Raw genomic sequence first — 25,620 nt, 5'->3', positions numbered from 1 at the left:
CCCGGCCCCGAGTCCCGTCCGCCACGCCGTACGGGCTCCGCCTCCGGCACGCCCGAGCCTCGCCCCCGGGGGCTGAGCGCCGGGCACCCGGCGCGTTGTGCCCCGCACCGGCGGGTGGCGGCCCGGGAGCCCTCAGGAGGGGAAGAGTTGGGCCGTACGGCCCAAGACCGGGTGCCGGCGGACCGGCCGCGGTACGTATGCGGCGAGCGAGCCGGTCCTCCCGGCGGCCGACGGTGAAGGGCAGTCCCATGCACGCACTGGACCCGCTCCATGTCGACGACGACGTGGCGGCGGCCGTGAACACGGCGTTGGCGACGGTCCTCGGACGCCGACTCGCGGAGGCGGAGGCGGTGGACCCCCTCTTCGCCGAGGACCTCGCGCGCCGGGTCGCGCGCTTCACCCTGGACGGCGGCCGGCGCATGCGCGCCCGGCTGTGCTGGTGGGGCCTGCGCGCCGCGGGCGGCGGCGCGCCGCAGGCCGCGGCCGCGATCGGCGTGGCCGGGGCCCTGGAGCTCGTCCAGACCTGCGCGCTGATCCAGGACGACGTGATGGACGGCTCGGCCCTCCGGCGGGGACGCACCGCGGTGCACGTCGAACTGGACGAGCAGTACGCGACTCCGCGCCGTGACCGGCCCTGCGGCACCTTCGGCGGAGCGGCCGCCGTGCTCGCCGGCGATCTCGCCCTGGTGTGGGCCGACGACGCCTTCGCGGAGGCGACGGCCGGGTCCCCGGCGGCGGCCCCGGCGGCCGCGGTGTGGCGGTCGATGCGCGCGGAACTGGTCGCCGGCCAGTACCTCGACCTGCACGCCCAGGCGACCGCGAACCGCTCCGCGGCGCGGGCGCTGCGCTCCGCCGTCCTCAAGACCGCCCTGTACTCGATGGAGCGTCCGCTGGTGCTCGGCGCCACCCTCGCGGGCGGGTCCCCGGACGCCCTGGCCGCGCTCGCCGGGGCGGGCCGCCGCGCGGGCCTGGCCTTCCAGCTCCACGACGACCTCCAGGGCGCGTTCGGCGATCCCGCCTCGACCGGGAAGCCGGTCGGCGAGGACCTCCGCGAAGGCCGGTCGACGTATCTCCTGGCCGTGGCCCGGGAAGGCTGCGAGGCCGCCGGGGACCGCAACGGGCTGCGCGTTCTGGAGACGCTCACCGGCCCCCCGTACGCGGCTGGGGACGAGGACGTGCGGCGGGCCCGGGAGGTCCTGGACCGGGGCGGGGCCCGGGCGCGGGTGACCGCCGAGATCGAGCGGCTGTGCCGCCGGGCCGAGGAGACGCTCGCGGGCGCCCCCCTCGACCGGTCCGCCGCGGCCCGCCTCGTCCACCTGCTGCGCGAGGCCTGCGGCCTGCCACCCGGCGCCACACCCGATACCGGGGGGCCGTCGGCCCGCGCGGCCGGGACGGCGCCGGAGGCGGGCCACGTGGCCGGGACCGCGAGGGAGCCGGGCAGCCCGACCGTGCGGGTACCGGGTGTCGGCCGCGCAACCGGCACCACAGCGGGGGAGCCCCACCGGGAGACCGGGACGGCCGGGGCCGCCGGGCAGCCCCGCCCGGCGGGCGCGCCCATGACGGAGTTCGACGACGCGCTGATGGGAGATCCGCGGTGAAGGCACTGCCGGGCAGGACCGATCACGTCGTCGTCGTGGGAGCAGGGCTGGCCGGCCTCTCCGCGGCCCTGCACCTGCTGGCGGCGGGACGGCGGGTGACGGTCGTGGAGCGCGACGGACTCCCGGGCGGCCGCGCGGGACGCATCGAGCGGGGCGGCTACCGGATGGACACCGGCCCCACCGTGCTCACCATGCCGGACCTCCTCGCCGAGGCCTTCGCCGCGGTCGGCGCCCGGATGCGGGACCACCTGGACCTCGTACCCCTGCACCCGGCCTACCGCGCGGAGTTCGCGGACGGCAGCGCCCTGGACGTCCACACCGACGCGGAGGTCATGGCCGCCGAAGTGGAGCGGTTCGCCGGGGCCCGCGAGGCCGCCGGATACCGCAGCCTGCGCCGATGGCTCACCGAGCTGTACACCCTGCAGATCGACCGGTTCATCGACGCGAACTTCGACTCGCCGTGGCAGCTCGCGCACCCCGATCTCGCGCGGCTCGCCCTGGCGGGCGGCTTCGGATCGCTCGACCGGGCGATCGGCCGCCACCTCGGGGACGAACGGCTGCGCAGGGTCTTCTCGTTCCAGTCGCTGTACGCGGGTGTGGCGCCGTCCCGTGCCCTGGCCGCGTACGGGGTCATCGCGTACATGGACACCGTCGCCGGGGTCTTCTTCCCCCGCGGCGGCATGCACGCCGTACCGGCCGCCATGGCGGAGGCGGCCGCCGCCGCGGGCGCCGAACTGCGCTACGACGAGCCGGTGGAGCGCCTGGAGCGGCGGGGAGAGCGGATCACCGCCGTCGTCACCGCCGCCGGCAGGATCGCCTGCGACGCGGTGGTCCTGACCCCCGACCTGCCGGTCTCCTACCGGCTGCTGGGACGCCGGCCCCGCCGCCCCGCCCGGCTGCGGCACTCCCCGAGCGCCGTCGTGCTGCACGCGGGCACCCGGCGGACCTGGCCGCGGCTCGCGCACCACACGATCTCGTTCGGAGCGGCCTGGGACGGGACCTTCCGCGAACTGACCCGCACCGGACGGGTGATGAGCGACCCTTCGCTGCTCATCACCCGGCCGACGGCCACCGATCCCACGCTGGCGCCTGCCGGCCGTCATCTGCACTACATCCTGGCCCCGTGCCCGAACACCGAGACGGGACCCGACGCCCTCCACTGGGGCGAACTCGGGCCCCGCTACCGCGACTCGCTCGTCGCGACCCTGGAGAAGCGCGGCCTCCACGGCCTGGGCGAGTCCATCGAGGAGGAGTGCCTGGTCACGCCCGCCGACTGGGCGGCGCGCGGGCACGCGGCCGGAACCCCGTTCTCCGTGTCGCACACCTTCGCCCAGACCGGCCCGTTCCGCCCGCGCAACCTCGTCCGCGGCACGGAGAACGCGGTGCTCGCGGGCTGCGGCACGACACCCGGCGTGGGTGTGCCGACGGTCCTCGTCTCGGGGAAGCTGGCCGCCCTGAGGATCACGGGTGCGCCGGGCCGCCGCCCCCGCCGCGCCGACCCGCCCCCGACGGCGGAACCGTCGCCCGCGCGCCGCCAGGAGGTGCCGAGGTGACGGCCCGCGAACTGGACGCCGCGGGCATCCTCGACGCCGGACTCCGCGCCGACTACACGGCGTGCCGCAGGCTCAACGCACGCCACGGCAGGACCTACTTCCTCGCCACCCGCCTCCTTCCGGCGGACCGGCGGTCCGCCGTCCACGCCCTGTACGGCTTCGCACGCCACGCCGACGACATCGTCGACGACCTCGGGAGCGGGGCCACGCTCGCCGAACGGGAGGCGGCGCTGGACACTGTGGAGGCCGCCTGGGAGAAGGCACTCGCCGGCGGCCGGGTGGCGGAACCCGTGGTCCGTGCGGTCGCCGACACCAGGGCCCGCTACGGCATCCCCGCCGCCCACTTCCGCGACTTCCTGGCCTCGATGCGCAGCGACCTGTCGGTCACGGACTACCCGACGTACGAGGACCTGGCCGGGTACATGCACGGCTCGGCCGCCGTGATCGGGCTCCAGATGGTGCCCGTCCTGGGCACGGTCGTCCCCAGGGCGGAGGCCGAACCGCAGGCGGCCGCGCTGGGTGTGGCGTTCCAGCTGACGAACTTCCTCCGGGACGTGGGGGAGGACCTCGACCGCGGCCGGGTCTACCTGCCCGCCGACCTGCTGGCCGCCCACGGCGTGGACCGCTCCCTCCTGCTGTGGAGCCGGACGACGGGGCGGCACGACGGGCGCGTCACCGAGGCGCTCAAGGACGCGGCCTCCCTCACCCGCCGGGTCTACCGCGCGGCCGAGCCCGGCATCGCCCAGCTCCACTCGGTGTCGGCGCCCTGCGTCCGCACCGCGTTCGTGCTCTACCGCGACATCCTGCGGGCCATCGAGGACGACGGCTTCTCGGTCCTGCACCGGCGCGCCGTCGTGAGCCGGCGACGCCGTCTCGCGGTCGCGGGACGCGGCTACGTCCGGGCCGTGGCGGCCCGCCGCGGCAGGCCCGGATCCGGAGGCGGGGCGGACCGCCCCCGCACGACGGCCGCGCCGCCGCCCGCGCACGGCGGGGAGACCACCCGGGCGCCGCGGCCCTCCCGGGCCGGAGGTGAGCAGCGGTGAGGGCGATGCCGCTGCGCTGGCGGCGCGACGCCGTCGCCTGGGATCGTCAGCGGCCGACCTGGCGCGAGGCCCGGCCGTCCTCGATCGCGGCCGCGCTCCGCCGCGCGCAGGCCCGGCCGTCGGGGAACTGGTTCGTCGTCGCCGACAGCCGTGACGTGCGACCCGACCGCCCGGTCGGCCGGAGCGTCGCCGGCGTCGAGCTGGTGCTCTGGCGGGACGCGGACGGGACTCCCGTCGCCGGCCCGGGTGCCTGTCCGCACCTGGGCGCGCCCCTGAAGGACGCCGTCGTCCGGTGCGGAACCCTCATCTGCCACTGGCACGGCATGCGCCTGGAAGGCCGGTCCGCCGCGGGCTGGCGGCCGTGGCCCGTCCACGACGACGGCATCCTCGTGTGGGTGCGTCTCGACGCGGCGGGAGGAGAGGCGCCCACGGAGCGGCCCGTGGTGCCCGCGCGGGGCACCGGCGGCGCGACGGTCAGCGCGGTCTACACCGGGTTCGGCGTCTGCGAGCCGGAGGACGTCGTGGCCAACCGTCTCGACCCCTGGCACGGCGCGTGGCTCCACCCGTACTCCTTCGTGGACCTGAAGGTGGTGAAGGTTCCGCCGGAGGACGCCGTCGGTGAGGAGGACGCGCTGGTGGTGGACGTGGCGTTCAAGGTGGCCGGGCGTGCCGTCGTCCCCGTGCGGGCCGCGTTCACCGCGCCCGGGCCCCGTACGGTCGTGATGCGGATCGAGGAGGGCGAGGGCGCCGGGTCGGTGGTGGAGACCCACGCCACGCCGCTGACGGCGCCCGGTGCGGACGCCCCCCGTACGGCCGTCGTCGAGGCCGTGGTCGCAGCCTCGGACCGGCGCGGGTTCACCGCCGCCCGGGCGACGGCGCCGCTGCTCCGGCCCATGATCCGGGCGGCGGCCGGCCGCTTGTGGCGGGACGACCTGGCGTACGCGGAGCGGCGCTGGTCCCTGCGCCGCCAGGGGCGCTTCCCCGGGTGAGGCGGCGGGACCCCGCGGTGACGCGGGGCCCTGCCGGCCGGGAGGAACGAGCCGTGACGGCGTCAGGTCACGGGCTGCCCGCGAAGGCCGCGAGGCCGCGGACGACGGCGGACCGGCCGCGCCGCGGGACCGTCCACAGGGTCTGGCCGCGCAGACCCCAGCGACGCAGGTGCGCCCCCGCGGCCAGGAAACCCGTGGTGGCCGCGCGTTCCATCAGGGCCACGGGCAGGTCGGTGCGCACGAGGTCGCCGGCGACGGTCACGGAAGGGTCCGGGGTGTCGACCGTCGGACGGTCGTCGGCGCCGCCGACCGCGAACAGCGGGCAGTCGGCGCGCCACAGCCGCCGCTCGTCGACGACCCGGGCGCGCCGCGTCTCCGGGTAGACGCGGTGGAGTTCGCCCAGCAGCGTGCGGGAGAGGGCCTCGGGGTCGCTCGACGGCTCCGCCGCGTAGGCGTGGAGCTCGACGACCGACCCGCCGGACTTCCGCGCCCAGCGGAGTGCCTCGCCCTCCCACCGTTCCAGGACGCTGATGTTGTCCAGCGGTCCGTAGCCGCTGGTGCCGAGGAAGCCGGGCCGCTCCGCGCCGACCGGCCGGTCGAGCCAGATCCGGTGGACCAGGAACGGCGGCGCGCAGGAGAGGCGGCCGACGCGGGCGCGCCAGGCCTCGTCGCAGAGGGCCGGCGAGTGGCTGACCAGAGAGCGCAGCCCGCCCGGATCGAGGGCCAGCACGAGGGCGTCGGCCCGCTCCGAGCCCTCCCCGGTGACGACGACGTGCCCGCCGCGCGGATCGGGCTCCACGGCGTGGACCGGTGTGCCGGTGCGGAGGCGTACGCCGTGGCCGTCGAGGTAGCGGGCGAGCGGGTCCCACAGGGCCTGCGGGTAGGGCTCGTCCGGTACGTCGAAGAGGAGGCCCTCCGAGGATCCGAGGAAGTAGATGTGGAACATCAGGGCGAGTTCGGCGGCGGAGAGCTCGTCCGGGTCGGCGAAGAAGCTGCGGGAGAACACTTCGAAGGCGAGGTGCCGGGCCGCTTCGGGGAAGCCGATGCGCTCCAGGAGCGCGCGGGCGCTGATCCCGTCGTAGCGCGCGTACAGCTCGGGCAGCCGGACGTCGAGGAGCGGCAGGGCCGCCCGCGCGTTCAGCCCGCCGAGGTCGTCCAGGCGGAAACTGGGGCTGAGCGCGGCGAAGCCCAGGGCGTTCCACGGGGGAGTGCGCGGGACGCGGGAGAAGCTGTCGTAGAGGCCGGACGCGTGCTGGAGGGGGTAGTCGCCGATGCCCCGAAGGCGTTCCAGACCCGGATCGACGCGCCGGAGCAGCCCGCGCAGGTTGTAGTACTGCCGGAAGAACGCGTGGAAGCCGCGGCTCATCGTGGCCGCGGAGCCGTCGGCGAGCTCGACGGGCCAGCCGGCCAGCCGTCCGCCGAGGGAGCCCTCCCGTTCGTAGAGGGTGACGTCGACACCGCGCTCGGCCAGCAGGGTGGTCGCCGCGAGGCCGGCGATCCCACCGCCGACGACGGCGCAGCGGGGCGCGCCTCCTCCGGTGTGCCGGTCGCGGCCCTCGTGGGCGGGGACGACGTCGGCCTTCCGGTCGCGACCGCGGCGCGCGGACCGTACGGGGTGAGGACTCATCTGGCTGCCTTTCGGGGGCGGTCCGGCACCGGGGCGCCGCACGTGGGCGCCGGGGCCGGTCGGAGCGGGGGCGGGTTCAGCGGGGGACGCGGGGGAGGAACGGAAGCCCGGCGGCCGACCGCAGCATGGGCAGTACGGGCGTCCGCAGTCCGATCAGCACGTCCTCCGCGGGGCGGGTCTCGCCGTCGAGGAAGCGCAGCATGCGCTCGGCCGGGACGGTCCGGAAGAGGCGGCTGAAGAACGGTGCGCCCGGCACGCGGCCGGTCGCGAGACCGCGCAGCAGGATCGCGTCCATGGCGAGGTGGCGGGCCCGGTAGGCCGGGGGCGGCACGGGGACGCGGCCCTGGTGGACGGCGGCGGCGACCGCGCGGGTCTGGCGCTGGATCGCCGAGAACGCGTAACCCGTGGAGGGACGGACGGCCCCGCCGGCCGCGCCGATCCGGAAGACGTGCCGCCCGGCGCGCGGGACGTGGCGGGCGTCGGTCATGGGGATGACGCCCCGCTCCTCGCCGAGGACCTCGTACGCGCCGAGACGGAGCACGTCCCGCGTGTAGTGGCGCAGCGCGGCGGTGTAGGCCTGCTCCGTCAGGACACCCGGACCGAACTCGGTGTACTCGACCAGGGCTTCGCAGGGGCCGGTGGGCAGGACGTAGCCGAAGGAGAGGCCGTGCCCCGGCTGCGGCGTACGGAAGTCCATGAACTCCACGACCTCCGGCCGGAACGCCGGCCGGCGCGTCCGGACGAACCAGCCGCGGAAGTGCTGGAGGAGGGCGGATCTGGCCGGGGCGGGGGAGGGGGGACGGGAGTCGAAGACCCAGCGGGCCCGCACGGACGTCGGCGCTCCGTCGGAGGCACGGCAGTCGAGCACGGCACCCTCCGGCCGGTCTTCGATCCGCTCCACGACGGCCCCGATCCGGGTGAGGGCGGCGAGCCGCGGGCGCAGGCCCTCCTCGAAGGCGGGCGAGCGGAGCATCTTGTAGCGGAGGCGGTCCAGACGCCGGACGGTCGCGTGTCCGTCGGCGGCCCGCACCCGGAGGCGGTCCCAGGACGCGGTCAGGAGGTCGTCGTAGTCACCCGGCCCCTCCTCCCAGTAGCACCAGGTGCGTTCGGCCGGGCGGAGCGGACCGGGCGGGGCGTCGACGAGGACCACGGAGGGGGCCGGGACACCGGCGGGGGGATCGAGGAGGCGCCAGGCGAGCGACAGCCCGGCCGCGCCGCCTCCGACAATGGCCACGTCGCTCTGCGGCACCAGACGTCCTCCTCCGGCCGGGGCGATGCCGGGGGACGGGTGCCGCGGGGCGTCGCACGCGGCGATGGTATGCCGCCCCCGGCCCCGGTCGGGCCCACCGCACGCGGCGTTTCGCGTACGCACCGTCCTGGGGCGTCCTGGGGCGTCCTGGGGCGTCCTGAGGCGCCGTCGGGCGGTTCGACGGCGTCTGGAGGCATCGCGAGGTGTCCCGCGAGTTCCCCGGGCGTCCCGACGTGCGCCGACCGGTCAGCGCAGGAGTTCCTCGACCAGCGCGCCCACCTGTTCCACCTCGATGAGGAATCCGTCGTGGCCGTACGGCGAGCCGACCACGCGCGGCCGGTCCGCGCCGGGGATGCCGGCCGCCAGCTCCGCCTGCTGGGCCGGCGGATAGAGGCGGTCGGAGTCGATCCCGGCGACCAGGGTCCGCGCGGTCACCCGCCGCAGCGCCGACCGGACGCCGCCCCGGCCCCGGCCCACGTCGTGGCCGTTCATCGCCGTGCTCAGCGTGACGTAGCTGCCCGCGTCGAAGCGGCGCACCAGCTTGGCGGCCTGGTGGTCCAGATAGGACTCGACCTGGTACCGGCCGCCTCGCCGGGGATCCTCCGCGCCCTGGGCGGCACGGCCGAAGCGCGCCGCGAGTTCCGCCTCACTCCGGTACGTGACGTGGGCGAGACGGCGGGCGAGGCTCAGCCCGGCGTGCGGGCCCGGGCCGGCGTCGTGGTAGTCGCCGCCGCGCCATTCGGGGTCGGCGCGGATCGCGTGCAGCTGGACCGAGGTCCAGGCGATCTGCTCGGCGCTCGCGGCGGCGGTCGTCGCGAGCAGCAGCAGTGCCTCGGTCCGCTCCGGACGGGCCACCGCCCACTCCAGGGCACGCATGCCGCCCATCGACCCGCCGACGACCAGCGCCCAGCGGTCGACGCCGAGTTCGTCGGCGAGGCCGGTCTCGGCCGCGACCTGGTCGCGCAGGGTGAGGTGGGGAAAGGCGCCGCCCCAGCGGCGGCCGTCCGCCCGGAGCGAGGACGGCCCGGTGCTCCCCTGGCAGCCTCCCAGCACGTTCGGCGCCACGACGAAGAGACGGTCCGTGTCCACGGCCCGCCCGGGCCCGATGAGCCCGTTCCACCACCCGGCCGTGGGATGCCCGGGACCCGCCGCGCCGGCCGCGTGGCTGTCGCCGGTCAGGGCGTGCAGGACGAGCACCGCGTTGGACCGGTCCGGCGCGAGCGTCCCCCAGGTCTCGAACGCGAGGCGCACGCCCGGGAGTTCGCCACCTGCCTCCAGACTCAGCGGCGCCTCCCGTACGAACCAGCGGCGCCGCCCGGCCGGGTCCCCCTCCCGCCAGGCACCGGAGATCGGCGGGAGGGGAGTCGCCGAGGGCGGTACGACGGTGCTCAGGACGCGCCCTTGGCCGCCCGGAAGCCCGCTTCGAGGTCCGCCTTCAGGTCGGCGAGGCTCTCCAGGCCCACCGACAGCCGCACGAGACCGGGCGAGGCGCCGGTCGCGGCCGACTGGGCCTCGTCCAGCTGACTGTGCGTCGTGGACGCCGGGTGGATGATCAGACTGCGTACGTCTCCGATGTTGGCCAGGTGGCTGAACAGTTCGACGGCGTCCACGAACCGCTTGCCCGCCTCGACGCCGTCGCGCAGTTCGAAGGAGAGCACCGCCCCCGCGCCACGCGGCAGATAGCGCCGCCCCGCCTCGTACCAGCGGTTGGACGGCAGCCCCGGGTAGTGCACGGTGGCGACCTCGTCCCGCTGCTCCAGCCACTCGGCGAGGGCCTGCGCGTTGGACGAGTGCCGCTCGATCCGCAGGCTCAGCGTCTCCACGCCCTGGAGCAGCAGGAACGCCGAGTGCGGGGAGAGCGCGGGACCGAGGTCCCGCAGCAGCTGGACGCGCAGCTTGATCGCGAAGGCGCCCGGACCGAGCGCGGGCCAGTACCGGAGCCCGTGGTAGCTCGGGTCGGGCTCCGTGAAGTCCGGGAAGCGTTCGGGGTGCGCCCCGAAGTCGAAGGTGCCGCCGTCCACGACGACGCCCGCGACGACCGTGCCGTGCCCGCCGAGGAACTTCGTCGCCGAGTGCACGACGATGTCGGCCCCGTGCTCCAGCGGCCGCAGCAGGTAGGGCGTCGGTACGGTGTTGTCCACGATCAGCGGCACCCCGGCCGCGTGCGCGACGTCGGCGACCGCGCGGACATCGAGGACGTTGCCCCGCGGATTGCCCAGGGTCTCGGCGAACAGCGCCTTGGTGTTCGGCCGGACCGCCGCCCGCCAGGCCTCCGCGTCGTCGGGGTCGTCCACGAACGACACCTCGACACCGAACCGCGGCAGGGTGTGCCGGAACAGGTTGTACGTGCCCCCGTACAGCGACGTACTGGCCACGACGTGGTCGCCGGAGCCCGCGAGGGTCAGCACGGCGAGCGTCTCCGCGGCCTGTCCCGAGGCCAGCGCGACAGCGGCGACACCACCCTCCAGCGAGGCGATCCGCTGCTCGAAGACGTCCTGGGTGGGGTTGTGGATGCGGGTGTAGATGTTGCCGGGCTCGGCCAGCGAGAAGAGGTCGGCGGCGTGCTGCGTGTCCCGGAAGACGAAGGACGTCGTCTGGTAGATCGGGGTCGCCCGCGCCCCGGTCACCGGGTCGGGCGTCGCGCCGGCGTGGATCTGCCGTGTCTCGAACGACCAGGCCGAGGTGTCGGGCCCGGCGGGCTCGTCCTCGGGAGTGTGACCGGCGCCGACGGCGTCGATGGGCTGGCTCATGACGGTGCTCCTTGTGCGGGGTGTGCGGGGTGTGCGGGGTCCGCGTACGGGCGTACGGCTTGGCGCCGCGCCCGGGACGGGACGGCGAGTGGAGGGGAGAGGGAACCGGGCCGACGTGTCGGCCGGAGGCGGCTCAGCGCGCGGTGGGACACCACGCGGGAGCGGCACAGGAGCCGGCGCACACGCGAAGGGCGGGAGACAGGGGTGCGGAAGCGGTCACATGCACACGTAAGCACAGCGGCGTTCGGCGAACCAGCGGCCCGTACGGCGTGACATACAACGTTCATCCACGACCTGATCCACGCCGGAGACCTCGCACGTCGGTTCGGTCCGAGGCGCCCGGCCGGCCGTTCCACGGCTCGTGGCCGTCCGTGCCGACGGCCGCATTCGCCCCTGCGTTCCTCCGCCCCTGTGTAACGTGTCATCCGATCGATGACGTACCCGATGTCGTCGAGGCGATGACCGCAACCGGGAGGTGGACGTGCCGGCAGCCGATCAGCCGTCACCGTCGAGCACCGGAGCCCACGGCCCGGTGTCCTTCGTCGCCGCGGCGGCCGCCCTCGCCGCCGTCGACGACGCCCTGCGCGACGCCCACCACGGGTCCCCCCACGACGCCCGCCACGAGACTCCCGACGCCCGCCACCAGGCTCCCGACGCCGCCCGCCCGGGTCCGGAGCAGGCGCTCGCCGCCCTCATGCTGCTGCGCCAGGTGCGCGAGCAGCTCGCCGGCTGGGAGACCGGCCTGATCGAGACCGCGCGCGAGGCGGGCGCCAGCTGGGCCGAGCTCGCCCGCCCCCTCGGCGTCGCCAGTCGCCAGGCCGCCGAACGCCGGTACCTCCGAGGCCGTCCCGGCGCGTTCGGCGCCACCGGTGAGCAGCGGGTGACGGCCACCCGCCAGGCGCGGGCCGCCGAGCGCGCCGCGGTCACCCAAGCCCGCGCCCACGCCGCCGACCTGCGCCGCCTCGCCGCGCGGATCACCGCGCTGGACCACCTCGGGCCCGAGGCGCGCCCGGCCCAGGCCGCCCTGCACACCGCCCTCGGCGCGGCGGACGCCGCCGCACTCCTGGCCCCTCTGACCGGCATGCGTCCGTACCTGGATGCCCGCCACACCGACCTCGTCGCCTCCCTCGACGCCCTGGACGACCAGGGCGCGGCACCGCCGGCCGACGATCACTGACTCCGTTCACGACCTCTTCGTCCAAGCCCTTCCCACAGAAAGAGACCCTCATGGCCCACAGCGTCGAGACGCTGGAGTTCCAGGCAGAGACGCGCCAGTTGCTCCGACTGGTCATCCACTCGATCTACTCGAACAAGGACATCTTCCTGCGCGAGTTGATCTCGAACGCCTCCGACGCCCTGGACAAGCTGCGCCTGGAGTCGCTGACCGACGCGAGCCTCGTCGAGGGCGACACCGCCGACCTGCACATCTCGCTGGAGGTGGACCAGGACGCCCGCACCCTGACCGTCCGCGACAACGGCATCGGCATGAGCCGGGACGACCTCGTGGACCTCATCGGCACGATCGCCAAGTCCGGCACGGCGAGCCTGCTGGAGAAGATCAAGGAGTCCCAGGACGCCGCCACCGCCGAGAACCTGATCGGGCAGTTCGGCGTCGGCTTCTACTCGGCGTTCATGGTCGCCGACAAGGTCACCCTGCGCACCCGCCGCGCCGGCACCGACTCCGGCACCGAGTGGGAGTCCGACGGCGAGGGCGCCTACACCGTCCAGGCCGTCGACGGGCTGCCCGTGGGCACCTCGGTCACCCTCCACCTCAAGCCCGCGGACAGCGAGGACGGCCTCGCCGACTATCTGTCCGAGTCGAAGATCCGTCAGATCGTGAAGCGGTACTCGGACTTCATCCGCTGGCCCATCCGGATGGCCGCCGAGCGCACCGAAGCGGACGGCGGGACCACCGGCGAGGTCGACACGCTCAACTCGATGAAGGCGCTCTGGGCCCGGCCGCGCAGCGAGGTCACCCAGGACGAGTACAACGAGTTCTACCAGCAGATCAGCCACGACTGGCTGCCCCCTGCCGAGACCGTCCACATGAAGGCCGAAGGCACCTTCGAGTACGAGGCCTTGCTGTTCGTCCCCTCGCAGGCGCCCTTCGACCTGTTCTCCCGCGAGAGCAAGCGCGGCGTGCAGCTGTACGTCAAGCGGGTGTTCATCATGGACGACTGCGAAGCGCTGATGCCCGACTACCTGCGCTTCGTCAAGGGCGTCGTGGACGCCCACGACCTCTCGCTGAACGTCTCCCGGGAGATCCTCCAGCACGACCGCCAGATCCGCGGCGTGCGCCGGCGCCTGGTCAAGAAGGTCCTCGGCGCCCTCAAGACCATGCAGACCAAGGACGCCGAGCGCTACGCGACGGTGTGGGAGCAGTTCGGCCGGGCGCTGAAGGAGGGCCTGGTCGAGGACACGGACAACACCGAGGCCCTGCTGGACCTGGTGTCCGCCGCCTCCACGCACGACCCGGAGCGGACCACCACCCTGCGCGAGTACGTCGAGCGCATGAAGGACGGACAGGACGCCGTCTACTACCTGACCGGCGAGAGCCGCGCGATGGTGGAGAACTCCCCGCACATGGAGGCCTTCACCGCCAAGGGGTACGAGGTCCTGATCCTCACCGACCCGGTCGACGAGGTGTGGGTGGACCGGGTCCCGGGCTTCGACGGCCACCGCCTGCAGTCCATCGCCAAGGGCCAGGTCGACCTCGACGACACGGCCGACGGCGACAAGGAGGCCGAGGCCGAGAAGGCCCGGCGCGAGCAGGACTTCGCCGCCCTGCTGCCGTGGCTGACCACCACCCTGTCCGAGCAGGTCAAGGAGGTCCGTCTGTCGTCACGTCTGACGACCTCGGCGGCGTGCATCGTCGGTGACGCCCACGACGTCACGCCGACCCTGGAGAAGATGTACCGGGCCATGGGGCAGCAACTGCCCACCGTCAAGCGGATCCTGGAGCTCAACCCCACGCACCCGCTGATCACCGCGCTGCGCACGGCACACGAGGCGAACGCCGACGACCCGGCCCTGGCCGAGATCGCCGAACTGGTCTACGGCGGCGCGCTCCTGGCCGAAGGGGGCGACCTTCCCGACCCGTCCCGCTTCACCCGGCTGCTCACCGACCGCCTGACGCGCGCGCTCTGAGCCCGTGGCGCGCGTGCGGCCGAAGCGCTCGGACGCACGCGCGGCCGCCGACCCCGGGGGTGCGGCCCTGCGCGCCCCACGCGCCCGGTCGCACCCCCGGGGGTCGCCACGGCCAGGTCGGCCCCGGCGCGCACCGCCCGTCGGCCTTCCCGGTGAGGTCCGGTGAGGTCCTGCGGTGCTCCGCCGGGCCGCCGGGCCCGCGCCGCCCTCAGGGCGAGCCCGGCGCTCCGTACACCCCGGCCAGTTCGACCGCGAGCCGCGCGAGCCGCACCCGCGCCTCCGGCGGGTCCAGCACTTCGACCCGCGCCCCGAGCCCGGCCAGCTGAGTCGCGACGACCTCGGGCGTCGGCCCGTCGACCCGTATCTCCGTCCACCCGTCGGCGAGCACCGGACCGACGCGCAGACGCCCCTCGAACAGCCGCTCAAGGATCGCCATGGCCCCCGGCTCGGCCCGGGCCCGTACGGTCGCCGCGTACAGCCGGTCCTCCAGGCGTGCGGCGAACGAACGCCAGACGGTGGCCAGGTCGAAGTCCCGCGGGCGCACGACCGGCTCGCCCGTCGCCTCGACCGAGGCGACCCGGCTGAGCCGGAAGGTCCGCAGGCCCCGCTCCGTTCCTGCGACGAGGTAGTCGTGTCCCGCCTTGGCCACGAGCCCGAGCGGGTGAACGGTCCGGACGCCCACGGGCTTGCCGGGGCCGGCGTAGCCGAGGCGTACCTGGACGCCGTCCACCACGGCCGCCCGCAGCGCGTCGAGGTGCGGCCCGGACGACGAGACATCGGTCCGGGACCAGTCCGTGCCGTCCGCGAGACCGGCCCGCGACGCCGCCTCGGCACCCGAGCGCAGCGGCGCGGGCAGCGCACGGATCAGCTTCCGCAGCAGCGTCCGGAGCTCGGGCGTCGTGGACGAGGGGCCCGCGAGGAGGAACAGGGCCCGGATCTCCTCCGCGGTCAGCCCCGTGAGGTCCGTGCGCGCACCGCCGACCAGGGACCAGCCGCCTCCGCGGCCGCGCTGCGAGTAGACGGGTACGCCGGCGGTGGACAGGGCCTCCAGGTCGCGGCGCGCGGTCCGCGGCGACACTTCGAGCTCGGCCGCCACCTCCGCCACGGTCACACGGGGACGCGACTGGAGGAACAGCAGGGTGGCCACGAGGCGATCGGCTCTCATACCGGCGATTCTCTTCCGTGAAGTGGCCAGGAGATGACCTGTTCTGCTTCGAGGATGGGGCCATGACCCAGAACGAGAACACCCCGACCCCCGCCGCCGCGACCGACGACCCCCGACAGAGCCTGCTGAAGGCGATCGCGCTGGCTGGACGCACCGTCGCCGCGGCCCGGCCCGAGCAGTGGGACGGACCCACGCCCTGCACCGAGTTCACCGTCCGCCGGCTCGCCGCGCACCTCGTCGCCGTCCTCCGCCGGATCGCGCTCGCCGGACGCGGCGGCGACGTGACGACCCTGCCCACGGTCGTCGAGGACCTCGCGGACGGCGCGTGGCGGGAGGCCTGGGACGCGGCGGTGCGCGAGGTCGAGGAGGCCTGGGCGGATCCCGCGGTCCTCGGCCGGACGCTGACCCTGCCGTTCGGGACCCTTCCGGGAGCAGCCGCCGCAGCAGTCTGGACCTCGGAGTTCACGGTGCACACCTGGGACGTGGCCACCGCGACCGGACAGCTCCCCGACTGGGATCCGCGGCTCGTCGCGATCTCGGACGCGGCGATGCGGCGCGGGCTGCCCGCCGGGCAGCGGGACGGCGCACCCTTCGGGGCCGCCGTGGACGTCGACCCGGACGCCCCGGCCATCGACCGCCTCGTGGCGTGGTGCGGACGCAAGCCCTAGCCGGCGTCCGACCGGAACGGGCCCCGAAATGCGGCCTGGGAATCCCGTGAATCTCGCACGCATGGCCGAAGAGCGGTGGGGCATACGGCGCCTCGGAGGTTGATATCCATGGTTCCCCTGCTTCTCGTTCTGCTGCTCGTACTGATCCTGTTCGGCGCCGGCTTCGCGCTGAACGCCCTGTGGTGGGTCGCCGTCGTGGTGCTCGTCCTGTGGCTCCTCGGGTTCGTCGCCCGGCCCAAGGGCGGCAGCGGCCGCTGGTACCGCTGGTAGGCCCACCGTCCCCGTACCGCACGGCCGTGAACCCGCTCCCTGACGAGGCGGGTTCGCGGCCGTGCTCACGGCGACCCGCCCGTCCGGGCCGAGCCCGGGCGGAACTCCAGCCCCCAAGGGCCCGCCGCCGCACGCGACGTCGACGGCCGCGGGCCGGGCGGAGCCCCACAGAGCTTTCACGACCTCATCGAGGAGTGCGAAATGACCGACAGCAGCACGGACGTGTTCATCAGACCCGCGGACGCCCCGGACGGGAGCGACGAGCCGGCCGAACGGATCCAGCGCATCCGCCGACGCCTGGAGCGGCTCATCGGGATCGCCGCCACCGAGGGCAACGGCGTCCGGCCCCTGCGCAACGGCGACGAGATCTTCGCCGCGATGCTCGCCGCGATCGACGGCGCGCGCCACACGATCGACATGATGACCTTCGTCTACTGGCGGGGCGAGATCGCACGGCGCTTCGCCGACGCCCTCACCGACCGGGCGCGCGCCGGCGTGCGGGTGCGGCTGCTCCTGGACGGCTTCGGCAGCCGTCTCATCGAGAAGGACCTGCTGGACCGCATGAGCGACGCCGGGGTGGAGGTCGCCTGGTTCCGCAAGCCGCTCTACCTCTCGCCCCTCAAGCAGAACCACCGCTGCCACCGCAAGGTCCTCGTGGTCGACGAGCGGACCGCCTTCACCGGCGGCGTCGGGATCGCCGAGGAATGGTGCGGCGACGCCCGCAACCCGGGCGAGTGGCGGGACACCCATGTCGAGGTGACGGGGCCCGCCGTCGACGGCATCGCCGCCGCCTTCGCGCAGAACTGGGCCGAGTGCCACCCCGAGCTCTTCGACGAGCGCGACCGCTTCGTCGACCACGAGCACAGCGGGGACGCCATCGTCCAGGTGGTCCGCGGCTCCGCCAGCTTCGGCTGGCAGGACATGCAGACCCTGATGCGCGTGATCTTCGAGTCGGCCGAGGAACGGGTCCGCCTCGCCACCGCCTACTTCGCGCCCGACACGTACTTCGTCGAGCTCCTGTGCGCCACGGCGCGGCGCGGCGTCCAGGTCGAGATCCTCCTCCCCGGACCGCACACCGACAAGCGGGTGTGCCAGCTGGCCGGAGAGCGCCACTACGAGGCACTGATCGCCTGCGGCGTGCGCATCCACCACTACCAGCCGACCATGATGCACGCGAAGGTCATGACCATGGACGGGGTCGTCTCCCTGATCGGCTCCACCAACTTCAACCGCCGCTCCCTCGACCACGACGAGGAGGTGATGCTCGCCGTGATGGACACCGAGTTCACCGCGACCCTCGACGCCCAGTACGACGAGGACCTCGAGGTCAGCGAGCCGATACGCCCCGACCGCTGGAAGCGCCGCTCGCTGCTGAGGCGCGCGGGGGAGACCGCGGTCCTCCCGATCCGCCGCTACCTGTAGCGGCAGGCGCGGTCCCGGCCCGCCGGCGCCGGGACGGCGTCCGGAGCGTCTCCGGGACGCCGTCGTACGTCACCACTCGGGGTGCACGTCGTGGCTGTCGAAACGCGAGCCCTTATCGGTGGTCCAGGGCCTGAAGCGACCGGGCCCGGAGGCTTCGTGGGCGTAGGAGACGGTCTCTCCGGTCTCGTCGGTGACGATGACCGCTCCGCTCTTCTGCGCGCAGCGAAGGGCGTGAGTCCAGTGCCGGCCGCGGTGGCCGGTGCGGTAGTCGGGGGCCTTGCATTGAGTCATCGGTACTCACCGCCGTGGGTCATGGCGTGACCGCGTCGTACAGGGACAGCAGATGTTCGTTCGGTCCAGAGAATTGCGGAATACCCTGTATGTGAATTTTCGAACATGCAGCTCTTCCGGGTCGCCGGTCGGATGACGGCCCTGCCCGTCCCCGGTGCACGCGCAGCTGGAGGGAACCCATGGCGTCGACCGTCCCGGTCCTTCTGTACAGCAGTGACGCCGACGTGCGGGCCGCCGTCCGGACCGCGGTGGGCGGGAGGCCCGCACCCGACGTGCCGCCGGTGGTCTTCGTCGAGTGCGCGACGCTCCCCGCGGTCCTGCGGACGCTGGAGACCGTGCGCATCGGTGCCTGTGTGCTGGACGGCGAGGCGGTTCCCCTCGGAGGCATGGGGGCGTGCCGGCAGATCAAGGACGAGGTCTTCGCGTGCCCGCCGGTCCTCGTCCTGATCGGGCGGCCGCAGGACGCCTGGCTGGCCGCTTGGAGCCGCGCCGACGCGGTGGTCACGCTGCCCCCGGACCCGGTGGAGACCGCGGCGGCCCTCGCCGAGCTGCTCCGCCCCTGAGCGCGGCCGCACGAAGCCGCGCCTCCTGCCTCCGTACGGGTTCGGGGCCGGCCCGAACAGATGGAGGAAAGCCGCTACGTTTCCGCCACCCACACATGGGCAAACCGCAGGAAACGGACAATCGGCAGAGCTTCCGCGGACACCCCCGTCCCCGGAGGCACGCCGGAGAGGCAGCCATCCATGCATGTCGTACGAGCCGCCTACCAGCAGGTCCGCGGGCTCATGAAGGAGTCCGACGGCAAGGCCTTGCAGAACGCCGCCCTACGGGCGGAAGGACGCCGGATGCGCGACGAGGCCCGCGCGGCACGCGACCGCCGCCCGCCGCACACCCCCTAGACGCCCTCATTCGTCTCCGGATGCGCCCCCGGCCCCTCGTGGCGCGGGGCCAGGGGCGTGGGGGAGAGGTGGGAGGTCTCCTCGCCGGGTTCGAGGAGGGTGTCGGCGGCGCCGACGACGAGCGGATCGGGTTCCCCCACCGCCTTCGGGTCCTTGCTCGCGTAGTCGACCCGCCAGAGGAGGCTGCGCATGGCCTCAAGGCGCCCGCGCCGCTTGTCGTTGCTCTTGACGACCGTCCAGGGGGCGTGGGAGGTGTCCGTGGCCCTGAACATGTCGACCTTGGCCGCGGTGTAGTCGTCCCAGCGGTCCAGCGACGCCAGATCGGTGGGGGAGAGCTTCCACTGCCGGACCGGGTCGACCTGCCGGATCGCGAACCGGGTCCGCTGCTCCGCCCGTGACACGGAGAACCAGAACTTCACCAGGATGATGCCGTCGTCGACCAGCATCCGCTCGAACTGGGGGCACTGGCGGAGGAACAGCTGGTACTCGTCGTCGGAACAGAACCCCATGACGCGCTCGACACCCGCCCGGTTGTACCAGGAGCGGTCGAAGAAGACGATCTCCCCGGCGCCCGGCAGGTGGGCGGCGTAGCGCTGGAAGTACCACTGCCCGGCCTCCCGCTCCGTCGGCTTGTCCAGCGCGACGATCCGCGCGCCACGGGGGTTGAGCCGCTCCGTGAACCGCTGGATGGTGCCCCCCTTGCCCGCCGCGTCACGCCCCTCGCACACGACGACCACCCGCGCGCCCGTGTCCTTGGCCCACCGCTGCAGCTTCAGGAGCTCGATCTGCAGGATCCGCTTGGCCCGCTCGTACTCGCTCCGGCGGACCTTCTGGTCGTACGGGTAGTTCTCCCGCCACGTGCGGATCGGACGGCCGTCCGCGCTGAGGAGAACGGGCTGCTCGGGGTTGGTGTCGTCCACGCTCAGGCCGCGGAGCAGATCCGTCCGGTCCCCGTCCCGGTCGTCGGCGCCCCTGGTTCCCGTCACACCCGTCACCTCACTGTCGTGTCGTCGGCCGTCGGCCCCGGCCCGTCGCCAGGACCGTGCGTCTCCACAGTGATCCTGCCCCGATCATGGAGGAACATCGGCCGCGCCGGCACGGTCGGCCGACTATCCGGCGCGAGTCCACCCGGTCGTCGGCGCAGAGCAGCGCGGCAGCCCGGTCGGACCGCCGGTGACGACGGACGGCACCGGTCGTTCCCGGTCAGGTCCCGAACCTGGTCCGGATGGCCGAGGCGCTTCGCTCATGCGGGGGCGAGCGAACGTCTTTGTTCTTCCTTCGCCACCACCGACCTCGGGACGATCACGTCGCCCCGGAGTTCCCGGGGAACCCGAAACCCTCCCCGAAGGTGGTTCCCGTGGCCCTCGTCGTGATCGTCGCCGTCCTCGCCCTGCTCGCCGGCCTGGCGGCGAACCGCTGGCTCAGACCGCGACTGGTCAACGCGGACGACGACGAGGGCATGGCCGTGAAGGACCTGGTCGGCCCGCTGCTGACGATGACCGTCCTCCTGCTGTCCTTCGTCCTCGTCACCGCCAACGGCTCCTACGGCAAGGCCGAGGTGGCCGCCCGCGGCGAGGCCCGCGCCCTGGACCAGCTCGTGGAGACCGCCGAGTACGCCCCCGCCGCCGAACGCGCACGCGTCCAGGCGGACGCCGTCTGCTATGCCCGCGCGGTCCGGGTCCAGGAGTGGCCCGCCATGGCCGACGGCAACGGCTCGCCCGCCCCCAGCGTGTGGTCGACGGACGTCCGCGAGTCCTTCGAGAGCGTGGCGGGCCAGCCCGTGTTCGGCATGCTCGTCGCCGCCGACAACAGGCGCTCCGACGAGCGCGAGGAACGCCTCACCCAGGCCACGTCCAGCATCCCCGGCACCATCTTCTGGTTCCTCCTCGCGACGCTCGTCGTCACCGTCACGGCCCTGGGCATCTGCCTCCCCCGGAGGAACAACCGGGGACAGATCGTCACCCTCGTCGTGATCACCGGTCTGCTGACCACGGCGCTGGTCATCATCCGCGACGTCGACCGGCCCTTCGGGGGCATCATCGACATCGAACCCACCGCCATCGCCGAGGTCGAGCGCCAGGCCCAACGCGACTTCACGGCGAACCACCCCAACGCCGCCCTGCCCTGCGACGGCGCCGGAACCCGCAGCCGCGTCTGACCGCGCCCGCCGCAGACACGCCCGAGACTCCGCCGGAGCAGGACTCCGGCGGAGGATTCCAGCCTGCTCGGTTCAGGTGCCGACGGCCTCGGCGACGGTGGGCGCGAACGGCGCGCGGGCGGCCCAGGGCTGGTCGGAGATGACCAGGGGAATGTCGAGGCTCTCGCACAGTCGGCGGACGCGGGCGAGAACGCTGAGCGAGGCGCCCGTGGCGAGGCCTGCCACCAGATGGAGGCGTACGCCCGCCGGCCGATGGGCGAGGACGAGGCGCTGCACGTGCATGGCCGCAGCGGCCCGGGCCGTGACGTCGAGGTCGTCACGCAGGCGCAGAGCCAGGATGTGGCCCTCGACGGTGTACTCCACGGGCATGTATCACTGCCTTTCACCAGACCGACCCCACCCTGCGCACGGGCAGCGGCGATGGGCCGGTGGACACCGGGTGGTCGACTTCTCAGACGGACGCGGGGGTCGTCACGGCGACGCCGAGTGCCGGGACCGGAAGGTCCACGACGGCGCGCTTGGTGGGAGGACCGGCTCCGCGGCCGGCGCACGTGCACGGTGGTGCGTGCACGCCGGCTCTCCGAGCTGTTCTCACAGTACGCCTCTACCCGCCGTGCGCACGGGCACGCGGCCCCGCGCGCATCCGCCCGCCCCGTCCGCCGCACAGCGCCCTCCGGTCCAGGGGACACCCCGGCCCCGTACGGCGGCGTCCCCCGTCAGTCGCCCTCGGGGCGTCGATGCCGCCGCGAGGGCGAAACTACGTAGGCGACTACGTGGTTCCACGGGCGCCCCCGGACGGTCGCGACGGGGAGACTCGGGGAGCCGTGGTGCCACGCCGTAGGGCGGCCGGTCGCCTCACCGTCGACCACGGTCGCCGGCGAGCCGACGGGCGCTCGCCGCGCGTCACCGGAACCCGTCGCACATGGGAGAGACCTCCGTTGGTTTCCAAGCTCCGTGTCCTGCTGGGCATGCTCGTGCTCCTGGCGCTCGCCGTCGGCGCCATCGTCCTGCTCGCGGCCCTGAAAGCCGGTGCAGCCTGGTTCACGATCGTTCCCCTCGGCATCCTCTTCGTCGGCGCGTCCGTGATCCGGTCGCTGGGGTGGTTCGACAAGAAGGCCGGTGGCTGAGGGGAGACGACGGGGACTTCAGGGACGCTCGTCGTACTGGAGCAGGCCGCCGACCGAGAAGCAGAGAGCGCCGGTGAGGGTGCCCCAGTCGGCGACGTCGGCGTTGATGAGACTGCCCGTGGCCGGACGCGTGTAGGCGGCGAGCGCCGAGACCATGAAGAGGATCGAGCCCAGCTGGTTCACGGCGACGATCCACCAGCCCAGGTCGCGTCGGCGGAGGCACGGCCGACCGTGGCAGATCTCGGCGAACCCGAGGTGCCCGGAGATCAGGAAGAGCACGCAGCCGATCACGTCGGGCGCCCAGATGAGCCGGTTGATCTGCTGGGCGGTCAGCCCTTGGAGGAAGGAGTCCAGCAGGTCGACGGCGAACACCAGGGTGCCGGCGAAGAGGACGAAGGCGCTCAGCCAGTCGATCCGCAGGGGTTCGTAGCTCCACCACCGCCACCGTCCGGCGACCAGCGTGCCCTCCGCTCCGGGTGCGTGGCGCGGGGCGTTGACCACCTGGAGCAGGGACACGTAGCCGCCGCTGTTGAAGAACAGTCCGCCGGCGAAGTAGATCGAGGCACAGGTGGTCGCGTCTCCGGAGCCGAACTGGGCGACCGCGGCTCCGGCCGCGAAGAGCAGTCCGCCGATGACGAAGGCGGTGGCCGCGACGGCGTTCAGCCTGCGCAGTCGGCCGAGGGTGGCGTCGTCGGCACGCGCATGGCGCGGGCCTGCCGCGCCGGGCGGCCGGACGGCGATCAGGCCTCGGCGCCGGGCGGGCCTGGACTCCCAGACGGCCGTGCCGCCGCCGGGGGGCCGCCAGGTGAGGCGCGTCGTGAAGGGCCCCGCGCCTTCCGCATGCTGATCGGACTGTCCCACGGGCCGAGACTAGAGCCCCCGGCGGGCTGCCGGCCCGGCGCAACGCCGGTCGTGCGGACGGGCGCCGAGCGGAGGTACGCCGAGCTGACGCAGATCGAGCCGACGCATGCCGAGCCGCGCCGTGCCGACGGCCCTCGATGCGGCCGTTGAGAGGCCCTCGACCCCGGCCGCAGCACGGATCTCCTTCGCCAGACCCGTCCTGGAGATGACCCCGTCGCCTCCCTGAGGAGGCGGACCCCGGCAATTTGTCCTAGTTTGTCAACGTCTTCAATTCCTCACCCAGAAGGACGGGTCATGGCTGACAAGGGCCGCACGGACAAGATCAAGGGCAAGGCGAAGGAAACGGTCGGCAAGGTCACCGGCAACGACCGGATGAAGGCCGAAGGAAAGATGGACCAGGTCGAGGGCAAGGCGAAGGAAGCCGCGTCCGAGGCCAAGGACGCCCTGCGTGGCAAGCGCGACGAGCGCTGAGTCACCGCAGGAACACGGGTCCGTCTCCCCAGGGAGGCGGACCCTCCGGCATGCCGGAGCCACTCTGCCTCAGGGGCGGGCCAGGCCGTTGTCGGGGGTCAGGCCGCCGAGCTTCTCGGGGTTGACCTGGAAGCGGAGGTTCTGGATGCGGTCGTCGACGAGGTCGAACGTGAGGGCGCCGACGGTGTAGCCGTCGAGGGCTGCCAGGATGCCGAGTTCGCCGTTGATGACGACCGGCTCCATGGTGAGGGCGGCCAGCTCGGGCTTGGCCAGGAACCCCAGGATCCAGCGCGCGACGTTGTCGGTGCCGTTGAGGGGGCGCCGGGCCGCGGTGACCTTGCCGCCGCCGTCGGACCACGCGGTGACGTCCGGGGCGAGCATCTCCATGACGGCGTTCAGGTCGCCGCCCGCGCACGCCTCCATGAACTGCGCGGTGATCCTGCGTCGTTGGTCCCGGTCGGAGTCGAACCGGGGGCGGCGGGCCTGGACGTGCGCGCGGGCGCGGTGGGCGATCTGGCGGACGGTCGGCTCGGGGCGTTCGAGTGTCTCGGCGATCTCGGCGTGCGAGTAGCCGAAGACCTCGCGGAGCAGGAACACGGCACGCTCGACGGGGCTCAGGGTCTCCAGGACGACCAGCATCGCGGTGGAGACGCTGTCGGCCAACTCGGTCTCCACGGCGATGTCGGGTGAGGTCAGCAGCGGCTCCGGAAGCCACGGTCCGACGTACGTCTCACGGACGGCCCGCGCCGAAGTGAGGCGGTTCAGCGAGAGGTTGGTGACCGTCCGCACGAGATACGCCTTGGGGTGGCGGACCGCGTCGCGGTCCACAGCGCTCCAGCTCAGCCAGGCGTCCTGGAGCACGTCCTCGGCGTCGGCGACGGTGCCCAGCATCCGGTAGGCGGTGGCGAACAGCAGCCTGCGGTTCTCGATGTACGGGTCCTGTTTGTCCCTGGCGTCGACCATTCGATCATGCTGCCAGCGCCGTACCCGGGCGGCAAGGTCCGGGATCACCGAACCGGGCGCCGACCTGCCCGCTGTCCCTGTCACCCCACCGGCCTGCGGGTGGCGCGTCCGCCCTTGGACACGATCGTGCTGACGTTCATGCGCTTGCTGAACCGGTACGTCTTCAGCGGGCTGCCGCTGACCAGCTCCTTGTAGACGACGGCGCTCCGCCCGGTGAGGTGCATGCCGCGGGGTGTCTCGTCGGCCTGGGTGAACTGGATGACGGCGTCGCGGCGGCCGAGGCTGACCGGCTGGTGGAAGTAGCCGAAGCGGAAGGGCCTGGCGGCCTTGCCGCGGATCAGGCGCGCGATGGTGTCGGCGGTGTGCTGGGCCGTGGGCAGGCCGCTCTGGCAGGTGCCGTGGAGCCGGCCCCAGGCCAGGCGCACGGCGGCGGCGTCGCCGATGGCATGGACCTCCGGGTGCGAGACCGAGCGCAGCGTCGAGTCGACCACGATCAGGCCGCGGTCGTCGGTGGTGATCCCGGCGTCGGCCGCGAGCGGCGACACCTTGACCCCCGTGGTCCACAGGCACGCGTCGGAGCGGACGAGCCGCCCGTCGGCCAGTTCGACCGCGTCGGGCAGCACCTTGGAGACGCGGGCGCCGGTCTCCAGCGCGACGCCGAGCCGGTCCAGCGCACCGTGGAGGTGGGCGCGGGCCTTGGCGCCCATCATGCTGCCGGGCTCGTCCAGGCTGATGAGGGTCACGTGCAGACCGGGGTGGCTCTCGGCGATCTCGGCTGCCGCCTCGACGCCGGTCAGGCCGCCCCCGCAGACGGTGACGGTGCCGCCGGACGCGGCGACCTCGGTGAGCCGCGCGGCGAGAAGGCCGGCGGTCCGGGGACTGTCGAGGGTGAAGGCGTGCGTGTCGGCGCCGGGGACCCGGCCGGTGTCGGTCGAGCTGCCGAGGGCGTAGACGAGGGTGTCGTACGCGAGGGTCCGGGTGCCGTCGACGGTGACCCGCCGGGCCTCGGCGTCGAGGGCGGTGACGGTCCCCTCGACGAACGAGACGCCGGTCCCGTCGAGCAGGTCGGGGATCCGGTGGTCGGCCAGTTCCTGCCCGGCGGCGATCTGGTGCATCCGCAGCCGCTCGACGAACCGGCCGGAGGGGTTGACCAGGGTGATGCTCACGCCGGTCCGGCGCGTGCGGCGGGCCAGCCGGATGGCGCTGAACACGCCCGTGTAGCCCCCGCCGACGACGATGATGCGGTGGTCGCTGCTCATGGCCTCTCCCAAGGTCGGGCACCGGTTTCGGTCCCGGTGACGTCCATGGGACAAGCGCCCCGCGGCAGACGTGACAGGTCGCCCATGTGAGCTGGGTCATACGGGTGTCG

Annotated in this window: 25 protein-coding genes; 14 read left to right on the top strand and 11 right to left on the bottom strand. The window is 73.8% G+C overall.

Annotated features, from left to right (window positions below):
* Positions 1 to 248: 248 nt before the first annotated feature.
* From ACF09E_RS00245 to ACF09E_RS00230, 4 genes are read left to right on the top strand one after another with little or no spacing between them, the layout of a single operon-like run.
* Complete coding sequence (locus ACF09E_RS00245) at positions 249 to 1,598, top strand: polyprenyl synthetase family protein (protein WP_392203077.1); 1,350 nt, start codon at positions 249 to 251, stop codon at positions 1,596 to 1,598.
* Entirely contained in the window at positions 1,595 to 3,151 is a 1,557-nt protein-coding gene (gene crtI / locus ACF09E_RS00240) for a phytoene desaturase family protein (protein WP_392203076.1), read from the top strand. The genes ACF09E_RS00245 and crtI overlap by 4 nt, the downstream gene beginning before the upstream one ends.
* Positions 3,148 to 4,194, top strand: a complete 1,047-nt coding sequence (locus ACF09E_RS00235) for a phytoene/squalene synthase family protein (RefSeq protein WP_392203075.1) — start codon at positions 3,148 to 3,150, stop codon at positions 4,192 to 4,194. Before crtI ends, ACF09E_RS00235 begins: the two co-directional genes overlap by 4 nt.
* Before the next feature lie 5 nt (positions 4,195 to 4,199).
* A complete protein-coding gene (locus ACF09E_RS00230) occupies positions 4,200 to 5,183 on the top strand; it encodes a DUF5914 domain-containing protein (protein WP_392203828.1) in 984 nt (327 codons plus the stop codon).
* Between the two features lie 67 nt (positions 5,184 to 5,250).
* On the opposite strand, the gene ACF09E_RS00225 is transcribed toward ACF09E_RS00230, so the two are convergent.
* The 4 genes from ACF09E_RS00225 to ACF09E_RS00210 form a co-directional block, all read right to left on the bottom strand.
* Entirely contained in the window at positions 5,251 to 6,810 is a 1,560-nt protein-coding gene (locus ACF09E_RS00225; RefSeq protein ID WP_392203074.1) for an FAD-dependent oxidoreductase, read from the bottom strand.
* A gap of 76 nt (positions 6,811 to 6,886) precedes the next feature.
* Positions 6,887 to 8,059, bottom strand: coding sequence for a lycopene cyclase family protein (locus ACF09E_RS00220; RefSeq protein ID WP_392203073.1), 1,173 nt, complete (start codon positions 8,057 to 8,059; stop codon positions 6,887 to 6,889).
* A 246-nt stretch (positions 8,060 to 8,305) separates the two neighbouring features.
* Entirely contained in the window at positions 8,306 to 9,451 is a 1,146-nt protein-coding gene (locus ACF09E_RS00215) for a homoserine O-acetyltransferase (RefSeq protein WP_392203827.1), read from the bottom strand.
* On the bottom strand, positions 9,448 to 10,809 hold the full coding sequence (locus tag ACF09E_RS00210) for a bifunctional o-acetylhomoserine/o-acetylserine sulfhydrylase (protein ID WP_392203072.1): 1,362 nt from the start codon (positions 10,807 to 10,809) through the stop codon (positions 9,448 to 9,450). The genes ACF09E_RS00215 and ACF09E_RS00210 overlap by 4 nt, the downstream gene beginning before the upstream one ends.
* 481 nt (positions 10,810 to 11,290) lie before the next feature.
* Here ACF09E_RS00210 and ACF09E_RS00205 point away from each other — a divergent pair, with 481 nt between their 5' ends.
* On the top strand, positions 11,291 to 11,986 hold the full coding sequence (locus tag ACF09E_RS00205) for a type III effector protein (RefSeq protein ID WP_392203071.1): 696 nt from the start codon (positions 11,291 to 11,293) through the stop codon (positions 11,984 to 11,986).
* A gap of 50 nt (positions 11,987 to 12,036) precedes the next feature.
* Positions 12,037 to 13,956 (top strand): molecular chaperone HtpG, encoded by a 1,920-nt coding sequence (htpG, locus tag ACF09E_RS00200; protein ID WP_392203070.1) that lies wholly within the window; start codon positions 12,037 to 12,039, stop codon positions 13,954 to 13,956.
* Positions 13,957 to 14,164: 208 nt separating this feature from the next.
* Here htpG and ACF09E_RS00195 read toward each other — a convergent pair whose 3' ends face one another.
* Complete coding sequence (locus ACF09E_RS00195; protein ID WP_392203069.1) at positions 14,165 to 15,121, bottom strand: helix-turn-helix transcriptional regulator; 957 nt, start codon at positions 15,119 to 15,121, stop codon at positions 14,165 to 14,167.
* A gap of 62 nt (positions 15,122 to 15,183) precedes the next feature.
* On the opposite strand from ACF09E_RS00195, the gene ACF09E_RS00190 reads away from it, so the two are divergent.
* The 3 genes from ACF09E_RS00190 (at position 15,184) to ACF09E_RS00180 (ending at position 17,481) form a co-directional block, all read left to right on the top strand.
* Positions 15,184 to 15,789 carry a TIGR03086 family metal-binding protein gene (locus ACF09E_RS00190; protein ID WP_392203068.1) on the top strand — a complete coding sequence of 202 codons (606 nt, stop codon included), beginning with the start codon at positions 15,184 to 15,186 and terminating at the stop codon, positions 15,787 to 15,789.
* A 108-nt stretch (positions 15,790 to 15,897) separates the two neighbouring features.
* Positions 15,898 to 16,059: a DUF5670 family protein gene (locus tag ACF09E_RS00185; RefSeq protein WP_392203067.1), complete on the top strand. Its 162-nt coding sequence runs from the start codon at positions 15,898 to 15,900 to the stop codon at positions 16,057 to 16,059.
* Between the two features lie 201 nt (positions 16,060 to 16,260).
* The gene (locus ACF09E_RS00180; protein ID WP_392203066.1) at positions 16,261 to 17,481 is read left to right on the top strand and encodes a phosphatidylserine/phosphatidylglycerophosphate/cardiolipin synthase family protein; all 1,221 of its coding nucleotides are present in this window, start codon (positions 16,261 to 16,263) and stop codon (positions 17,479 to 17,481) included.
* A 69-nt stretch (positions 17,482 to 17,550) separates the two neighbouring features.
* On the opposite strand, the gene ACF09E_RS00175 is transcribed toward ACF09E_RS00180, so the two are convergent.
* On the bottom strand, positions 17,551 to 17,772 hold the full coding sequence (locus tag ACF09E_RS00175; protein WP_392203065.1) for a hypothetical protein: 222 nt from the start codon (positions 17,770 to 17,772) through the stop codon (positions 17,551 to 17,553).
* A 179-nt stretch (positions 17,773 to 17,951) separates the two neighbouring features.
* Between ACF09E_RS00175 and ACF09E_RS00170 the strand changes: the two genes are divergently transcribed.
* Together ACF09E_RS00170 and ACF09E_RS00165 are read left to right on the top strand one after the other, a co-directional pair.
* Positions 17,952 to 18,335: a hypothetical protein gene (locus tag ACF09E_RS00170; RefSeq protein WP_392203064.1), complete on the top strand. Its 384-nt coding sequence runs from the start codon at positions 17,952 to 17,954 to the stop codon at positions 18,333 to 18,335.
* 180 nt (positions 18,336 to 18,515) lie between these two features.
* Positions 18,516 to 18,671, top strand: a complete 156-nt coding sequence (locus tag ACF09E_RS00165) for a hypothetical protein (protein ID WP_392203063.1) — start codon at positions 18,516 to 18,518, stop codon at positions 18,669 to 18,671.
* Here the strand turns inward: ACF09E_RS00165 and ppk2 are convergent.
* Positions 18,668 to 19,657 (bottom strand): polyphosphate kinase 2, encoded by a 990-nt coding sequence (gene ppk2, locus ACF09E_RS00160; protein WP_392203062.1) that lies wholly within the window; start codon positions 19,655 to 19,657, stop codon positions 18,668 to 18,670. The genes ACF09E_RS00165 and ppk2 overlap by 4 nt on opposite strands.
* Positions 19,658 to 20,028: 371 nt before the next feature.
* On the opposite strand from ppk2, the gene ACF09E_RS00155 reads away from it, so the two are divergent.
* On the top strand, positions 20,029 to 20,829 hold the full coding sequence (locus ACF09E_RS00155) for a hypothetical protein (protein WP_392203061.1): 801 nt from the start codon (positions 20,029 to 20,031) through the stop codon (positions 20,827 to 20,829).
* Positions 20,830 to 20,901: 72 nt separating this feature from the next.
* Here the strand turns inward: ACF09E_RS00155 and ACF09E_RS00150 are convergent, their stop codons facing one another.
* Positions 20,902 to 21,198: a hypothetical protein gene (locus ACF09E_RS00150; protein WP_392203060.1), complete on the bottom strand. Its 297-nt coding sequence runs from the start codon at positions 21,196 to 21,198 to the stop codon at positions 20,902 to 20,904.
* A 569-nt stretch (positions 21,199 to 21,767) separates the two neighbouring features.
* Here ACF09E_RS00150 and ACF09E_RS00145 point away from each other — a divergent pair.
* Positions 21,768 to 21,956, top strand: coding sequence for a hypothetical protein (locus ACF09E_RS00145; RefSeq protein ID WP_392203059.1), 189 nt, complete (start codon positions 21,768 to 21,770; stop codon positions 21,954 to 21,956).
* A gap of 18 nt (positions 21,957 to 21,974) precedes the next feature.
* Here the strand turns inward: ACF09E_RS00145 and ACF09E_RS00140 are convergent, their stop codons facing one another.
* Complete coding sequence (locus ACF09E_RS00140) at positions 21,975 to 22,817, bottom strand: hypothetical protein (RefSeq protein ID WP_392203058.1); 843 nt, start codon at positions 22,815 to 22,817, stop codon at positions 21,975 to 21,977.
* A 294-nt stretch (positions 22,818 to 23,111) separates the two neighbouring features.
* On the opposite strand from ACF09E_RS00140, the gene ACF09E_RS00135 reads away from it, so the two are divergent.
* The gene (locus tag ACF09E_RS00135) at positions 23,112 to 23,288 is read left to right on the top strand and encodes a CsbD family protein (protein WP_392203057.1); all 177 of its coding nucleotides are present in this window, start codon (positions 23,112 to 23,114) and stop codon (positions 23,286 to 23,288) included.
* A gap of 69 nt (positions 23,289 to 23,357) precedes the next feature.
* Here the strand turns inward: ACF09E_RS00135 and ACF09E_RS00130 are convergent, their stop codons facing one another.
* Complete coding sequence (locus ACF09E_RS00130) at positions 23,358 to 24,251, bottom strand: RNA polymerase sigma-70 factor (protein ID WP_392203056.1); 894 nt, start codon at positions 24,249 to 24,251, stop codon at positions 23,358 to 23,360.
* An 80-nt stretch (positions 24,252 to 24,331) separates the two neighbouring features.
* Positions 24,332 to 25,510, bottom strand: coding sequence for an NAD(P)/FAD-dependent oxidoreductase (locus ACF09E_RS00125; protein ID WP_392203055.1), 1,179 nt, complete (start codon positions 25,508 to 25,510; stop codon positions 24,332 to 24,334).
* Positions 25,511 to 25,620: the final 110 nt, after the last annotated feature.

It is taken from the genome of Streptomyces sp. NPDC014891, from assembly GCF_043081085.1.
Classification (GTDB): domain Bacteria; phylum Actinomycetota; class Actinomycetes; order Streptomycetales; family Streptomycetaceae; genus Streptomyces.
The sequence above is the reverse complement of the archived record's forward strand: the minus strand, read 5'-3'. Positions and strand labels throughout refer to the sequence as shown.